Source organism: Hydrogenophaga sp. (assembly GCF_051007235.1).
Taxonomy (GTDB): domain Bacteria; phylum Pseudomonadota; class Gammaproteobacteria; order Burkholderiales; family Burkholderiaceae_C; genus Hydrogenophaga.
The window spans coordinates 1-7,240 of sequence record NZ_JBPCSJ010000311.1 but is presented as its reverse complement, the minus strand read 5'-3'; the positions used below and the strand labels follow the sequence as shown (position 1 = coordinate 7,240).

Annotated in this window: 2 protein-coding genes and 1 pseudogene; all 3 read left to right on the top strand. The window is 71.9% G+C overall.

Annotated elements, in window-relative coordinates; all coding sequences use genetic code 11:
* A pseudogene (locus tag ACR2JA_RS10920) lies at positions 1–399 on the top strand (caspase family protein); the annotation flags it as partial.
* A gap of 58 nt (positions 400–457) precedes the next feature.
* Positions 458–1,462: an N-acetylmuramoyl-L-alanine amidase gene (locus ACR2JA_RS10915; RefSeq protein ID WP_434009109.1), complete on the top strand. Its 1,005-nt coding sequence runs from the start codon at positions 458–460 to the stop codon at positions 1,460–1,462.
* A 52-nt stretch (positions 1,463–1,514) separates the two neighbouring features.
* Positions 1,515–7,109: a CHAT domain-containing protein gene (locus ACR2JA_RS10910; protein WP_434009108.1), complete on the top strand. Its 5,595-nt coding sequence runs from the start codon at positions 1,515–1,517 to the stop codon at positions 7,107–7,109.
* The last annotated feature ends 131 nt before the right edge of the window (positions 7,110–7,240 follow it).

Sequence of the window (7,240 nt, the reverse complement as noted above, 5' to 3'; positions counted from 1 at the left end):
CCGCCGGCCGTGGGCATGCGGGTCTACAACGCGCACAAGGCCTGGTACGACAAGCTCCAGGCGGACATTGCCAAGACCGCTGGCGGACGCGTGACCGACCCGGACACCGCCATCGCCCAGGTGGCCGTCAGCACTCGGCTGACCGCCATCGTCAAGCAGTTCGAGCCCTCGGTGATCCTCGTTTCCGGTTGCCAGGACAACCAGTTTTCCATGGACGGCAACCACAACGGCGCCTTCACCGAACAGGTGCTGCGCGTGTGGAACAACGGCGCCTTCAAGGGCAGCCACGCGGTCTTCCATGCGCAGGTGCGCGCCGGCCTGCCTCCTACCCAGTCGCCCAACCTGTTCACGCTGGGCCCGGCGGCCGGGTTCCTGAAGCAGACCCCTTTCACGCGCTGATCCAGGCGCAGACCCCACCCGCGGCGGGGGCGCCGCCGCACACCGTCAGGAGGATTCCATGCTGAGCATCCAGAACCACCGGCTCGTCGGCGACAACGTCAGCTTCCGCCCCACACCCAACGTGGGCGGTGCGCTGGCGCCGCGCTTCGTGGTGCTGCACTACACCGCCGGGCGCAATCTGGAGAGTTCGGTGGAGTCGCTGTGCACGCAAAAACCCCAGGGCAATGCGTCGGCGCACATCGTGCTGGGGCGCGACGGGCGCATCGTTCAGCTGGCCCCGCTCAACCAGGTGACCTGGCACGCGGGCGTGAGCCAGTGGAACGGGCTGAACGGGTTGAACCACCACGCCATCGGCATCGAAATGGACAACGCCGGCCTGCTGCACCGCGAGGGCGAGCGCTTCGTCTCGTGGTTCGGCAAGGCCTACCCTGAAAACGAGGTGCTGGTCGCCGCGCACCGCCACGGCGGTGGCGCGCAGCCCTGGCACGCCTACACCGAAGCGCAGATCGCCCGCGCGCTGGAACTGTGCGAACTGCTGGTGGCGCACTACCGGCTGGACGACGTGCTGGGCCATGAAGACATTGCCCGCGGCCGCAAGACCGACCCGGGCCCGGCCTTCCCGCTGGCCGCGGTGCGCGCCCGCGCCCTGGGCCGTGGTGGCGACGTGCAGCCGCGCCTGCTGGTCACCGCCAGCAAGCTCAACATCCGCAGCGGCCCGGGGGCCGAATTCCCGGTGGTCGCGCCCGCGCTCAAACAGGGCGCCGAGCTGCTGCTGATCGAGCCGCGCGACCGCTGGAGCCTGGTGGCCGTGGTCGGCGTGACCGACCTGGAAGGCTGGGTCAGCAACGACTTTGTGACGCGCGCGCCCGCCAGCCGCAGCGGGCCGGCCGTGCTCTCGCGCGCCGAGCGCAGCACTGCACCCGCACCGGCGCGACGCACCCGCGCCACGCCGCCCGCGAAGACAGTACGCAGCACCGCGACCAAGACAGCCGCTGCACCCCGCAAAGCCCCGGCGAAGAAGACCACTCGCCCGGCGGCCCGCAAGACCGCCAGCCCACGCTGAACCCAGCCCCCACCACCCGGCGACCGGGCCACCAGCAGAAAGCGGCTGAACCATGGAACACAAAACCTCTGCTCAGCCCATCACCTTCACGGTGCAGGGGCAGGCCCTGCCGGTGGCACCGGCCACGCGCGGAGGGCCTGCGCCCACGACCGTCGGTGGTGGCTTCGGCGGGCGCGGTCAGGTGCTGCAAAAAGTGCAACTGGGTGCGCGCCGCAGCAGCGGCAACACCGTGGTGCGCCTGGTGGCCCGCCCCGGGCAGGACGCGGTCTTGCTGCACATCAGCAACGGCCCGTCACTGCTGCTGCACCCCGACACCGCACGCGACCTGATGCTGGCCCAGGCGGGCAACGCCAGCCGGCCGGCCACGCGCGGTGCAGCCGCGCCCGGCACGGTCGAGGTGCCGGCCCAACTGCTCTGGCAAAGCGTGGAGCCGTCGGGCAGCACGCGCGGCGGCGCATCGCGCGGGCGGCGGGGGCAGGCGCTGCTCACCGGCATCGAGATCGTCACCGGCCTGTTCACCGAACCGGCCGCGCAGCTCACGGCCCGCAAGCTGGGTGAGCGCTTTGACGGCCAGGTGGACGCGGGGGTGTACGCGCTGCGCGCCGAGGGGCTGAACGCGCCGCTCAAGGGCAGCGGACAGAAGCTCGACCGCATCCCGCCCGCCGCTCCGGGCGCGCCCCTGCTGGTGCTGCTGCACGGCACCTTCTCGGAAACGCACGGCACCTTCGGCAAGCTCTGGCAGCAACACCCGCAGAAGGTGCGCGAACTGTTCGCCCACTACGGCGGCCGGGTGTACGGCCTGGACCACCCCACGCTGATGGCCAGCCCGATCGAAAACGCGCTGCTGCTGGCGAAAAAACTGCCCGACGGCGCACGCGTGCACCTGCTCACCCATTCGCGCGGCGGTCTGGTGGCAGAGGTGCTGGCCCGCGTGTGCGCCCAGCCCGATCTCGACCCCGCCGAGCTGAGCGCGTTCAAAGACCCGGCCTACAAAGACCAGTACAAGGCGCTGCGCGACCTGGCCGACGCGGTGCGGGGCCGTGACATCCGCGTGCAACGCATGGTGCGCGTGGCCTGCCCGGCGCGCGGCACCCTGCTCGCTTCCAAACGGCTGGACGCTTATGTGTCGGTGCTCAAGTGGTCGCTGGAGCTGGCGGCCATCCCGGTGGCGCCGGCGCTGCTGGACTTCATTGGCGCGGTGGCCAGCCAGCGCACCGACCCGAGCCTGCTGCCGGGCCTGGAATCCATGGTGCCCGACAGCCCGCTGGTGCAGTGGCTGCACAGCGCCGATGCCCCCCTGCCCGGCCAGCTGCGCGTGGTGGCGGGCGACATCGAAGGCGACTCGGTCATGTCCTGGGTCAAGACCCTGCTGGCCGACGCCTTCTACTGGACCGACAACGATCTGGTGGTGCAGACCCGTTCGATGTACGGCGGCGCACCGCGGGCGCCGTCCGGCGGTCACGCGGCGGCCAGCTTCGTGCTCGACCAGGGCGGCGGCGTCACCCACTTCGCCTACTTCAGCAACCCGCGCACCGCCGAAGCGGTGTGCAACGGCCTGACGCAGGAGCTGCCCGCCGGTTACCGCCCGATCGGCCCCATGTCGTGGGCCGGCAGTTCGGCCGACGGCCTGCGCGGCGCCCCGCGTGCACACGACGCACAGCCCGCGGCCGACCGCCCGGCGGTGATCCTGATCCCCGGCATCCTGGGCAGCCACCTGGCGGTGGACGGCAAACGCGTGTGGCTGAGCCTGCGCATCCTCAGCGGGCTCGACCGGCTGGCCTGGCGCCCAGACGCCACCAACGTGCAGCCCGATGGCGCCATGGGCCGCAGCTACGACGATCTTGCCGACTTCCTGTCGACCACGCATGAGGTGATCGAGTTTTACTTCGACTGGCGCCGCCCGATCGAGCAGGAGGCGCGGCGCCTGGCCGGCGTGCTGGACCAGGCCCTGAGCGCCCGCGACGCCACCGGCCAGCCGGTGCACCTGCTAGCGCACTCCATGGGCGGACTGGTGGCGCGCACGGTGCAGCTGGAGCAGCCCCAGGTGTGGCAGCGCTGGCTGCAGCGCAGCGGCTCGCGCCTGCTGATGCTGGGCACGCCCAACGGCGGCTCGTTCGCGCCCATGCAGGTGCTTTCGGGCGACGACAGTTTTGGCAACGCGCTGGCGGCCTTTGGCCTGCCGTTTCGCGACCGGCAGGCGCGCCAGCTCATGGCCGACATGCCCGGCTTCATCCAGCTGCAGGCCGGCCTGCTGGACCCGAACCTGGGCCTGCACCGCAGCGAACGCTGGCGGGCGCTGGCCGAGCAGGACGCGCAGCTGCTCGACGATGCCAACCGCTGGCACACCGAAGAAGTGCAACGCAGCGTCTACCGCTGGGGCGTACCGACCCAGGCGGTGCTGGACCAGGCCGTGGCCCTGCGCCGCCGGCTCGATGCCCAGCGCGACGAGGCCCTCAAGGCCTTTGCCGACCGCCTGCTGCTGGTGGTGGGCAAGGCCCGCTTCACACCGGCGGGCTTTGAACTCAACGCCCGCGAAGGCCTGTTCTACCTGGACGCGCCCGACGACGGCGACGGCCGCGTCACCCGCGACAGCGCCCTGCTGCCCGGCGTGAAGACCTGGACGCTGGACTGCGAACACGGCGACCTGGCCGACGCGGACAACGCCTTCGAGGCCTACCGCGACCTGCTCAGCCTGGGCGACACCGAACGCCTCAAGCCCCTGGCCACCACGCGCGGCGCACCGGGTACCCCCGCGCTGGTGCGCAGCCGACCGGCGCGCGAACGCACCGCTGGTCTGCGCCCCCCCGTCGACCTGATGGACGTGTTCCACCTGGATGCTGACGAGCCCCCGCCCGCCACTGCCCGCGGCGCCGGCACCGCGCTGCGGCTGAGCGTGCACAACGGTAACCTCAAGTTCGTCAGCAAGACCTTGATGGTGGGCCACTACGGCGCCTCCACCCTCACCGGCACCGAAGCGGTGGTGGACCGCTTCATCGGCGGCGCCATGAGCGCCTCGCTCGCCCTGGGCCTGTACCCCGAGGCCCCGGGCTCGCACCAGTTCTTCATCAACCACCGACAGGACCCAGACAGCCCGCTGGCCCTGCCCCGCCCGGCTAACGTGGTGGTGGTCGGGCTGGGTGAAGAAGGCAAGCTCAACAGCGCCGACCTGGTGCACACCGTGCGCCAGGCCACGCTGGCCTGGGCGCAGCGCGTGGCCGAAGTGCCCGGCCAGGGCCAGACCACCTTCGAGCTGACCGCCACGCTGATCGGCAGCGGCGGCATCGGCGTGAACGTGGGCGCCTCGGCGCACGCGCTGGCGCAGGGCGTGCGCGAGGCCAATGAAAAGCTCGAAGCCGGCGGCTGGCCCACGGTGGCGCACCTGCACCTGATCGAGCTCTACCTGGACCGCGCCACCGAAGCCTGGGGCGCGCTGCAGCTGCTGGCACAGGCCGCACCCGAGCAGTTCAGCCTCACGCCCACGGTGCTGTCCGGCGTCGGCCCGCTGCGCCGGCCGCTGGAGGCCGGCTACCGCGGCACCGGGCACGACTTCATCAGCGCGATCTCCGAAAAAAACGAGGCCGGCGAGCCCACCATCACCTACACGCTGGACACGCAGCGCGCCCGCTCCGAAGCGCGGGTGCAGCCCACCCAGGCCCGGCTGGTGAGCGAGCTGGTGCGCCGCGCCAGCAACGACGCCAACCGCGACCCGCAGATCGGCCGCACCCTGTTCCAGCTGCTGGTGCCGGTGGAGATGGAAACCAGCCTGCGCGGCAGCAGCGAGCTGCTGCTCGAACTCAACGACGGCACCGCCGGCATCCCGTGGGAACTGCTGGACGCCCCCAGCGACGGCCGCGGCGAAGCGCGCAAACCCTGGGCCATCCGCAACCGGCTGCTGCGCAAGCTGCGCACGGTGCAGTTCCGCGCGCAGGTGAGCGACGCGCGCGCCGAAGACGCGGTGCTGGTGATCGGCGAGCCGGCATGTGACACCACGCTCTACCCACCGCTGCCCGCCGCGCGCAGCGAAGCCCTGGCGGTGGCCGAGGCGCTGGTGGGCCCCACCGGGCTGAGCGCCGAGCGCGTGCACACGCTGATCAGCGAAGAGGGCCTGCCCGGGGCGGACGCGGCCAGCGTGATCAACGCCTTGCTGGCGCGGCCCTACCGCATCGTGCACATCGCCGGCCATGGCGAACCGGAACTGATCGAAGACGGTCAGCCCCCGCAGATGCGTGGCGTGGTGCTCAGCGACGGCACCTTCCTCGGCCCGCGCGAGGTGGAGGCCATGCGCGTGGTGCCCGAGCTGGTGTTCCTCAACTGCTGCCACCTGGCGGCCGACCCGCGCCAGCTGCTGCAGGGCTACGACCGCGCGGCCTTCGCGGCGGGCGTGGCCAAGCAGCTGATCCGCATCGGCGTGCGCTGCGTGGTGGCCGCCGGCTGGGCGGTGGAAGACGACGCGGCCAACCGCTTTGCCAGCGCCTTCTACCAGGCCCTGCTGCGCGGCGAGCGTTTCATGGACGCGGTGCACACCGCCCGCGTGGCCGCCTGGGAAGCCAGCCCGCTGGGCAACACCTGGGCCGCCTACCAGTGCTATGGCGACCCGGAATGGGTGTGGCAACCCGACCAGCGCGACGCCAACCGCGTGCCCAAACCGGTGGGCGCCGACTACGCGGGCATCGCCTCGCCGGTGGCGCTGACGCTGGCGCTGGAAACCCTGGCGGTGGAAAGCACCACGCAGGGCGCGCCGGACGCACGGCAGCGCGAAAAGATCCGCCACCTGGAAGCGCGCTTCGAGGTGGACTGGGGCGGCATGGGCGCGGTGGCCGAAGCCTTTGGCGTGGCCTGCGCCGCGGCGCGCGACCTGGACAACGCGGTGCGCTGGTACCGCCGTGCGGTGGCCGCCAACGACGGCAGCGCCTCGGTCAAGAGCAGCGAACAGCTGGCCAACCTGCTGGCCCGCCTGGCCTGGGAGCGGGTGGACCCGGCGCGCCGTGGCGGGACAAAAGACACCGGCCTGGCGGCCCGCCTCGCGCAAGGGCGCGCCGACATCCAGACCGCCATCGCCATGCTGCAAGCCCTGGTGACCGTGAGCCCGACATTGGAACGCAAGAGTCTGCTGGGCTCGGCCTACAAGCGCCTGCACCGGCTGGAGCTGGCGGCAAGCCAGGCCCCTGCCGCGGCGCAAGCAGTGCAGCAGATGGCCACGCACTACCGGCAGGCCGAGGCGCTGGCGCGCGGCGCCGGATCGCCCGACTGGTTCTACCCCGCGCTCAACCGCCTGGCCGCCGAGCTGCTGGCCCACACCGGCACAGCGGGTTGGGGAGGCTTTGATGCGCACGACGTGGCCGACATCCGCCAGGCGCTGGAAACCCGGCGTCGCGATGCGCCCGATTTCTGGAGCGTGGTCGGCCTACCCGAGCTGGCCACGCTGGAGGCGCTGGCCAGCGGGCAACTGGCGCGGCAGCTGCCGGCCGTGCTGGCGGTGTACGACGACCTGCACCAGCGCGCCGGCACGGCGTGGATGTGGGCGTCGGTGGCCGACCAGGCGGGCTTTGTGCTGCGACCCTGGCTGGACGGCCAGGACGCCGAGGGCCGCGCTGCCCGACAGCTGCAGGCGCGGCTGGACACCTGGGCGGCTGGCCGCACGGGGTGAACCCAGGTTGAGGCTGAACGGGCGAGCCCGCCATGAACCGCATCTTCATCAGCTACAGGTCGTCCGACGGCAAGAAGGATGCGGCGCGCCTGACGGCCGACCTGAACGAGCGCTTTGGCGAGCAGCTGGTC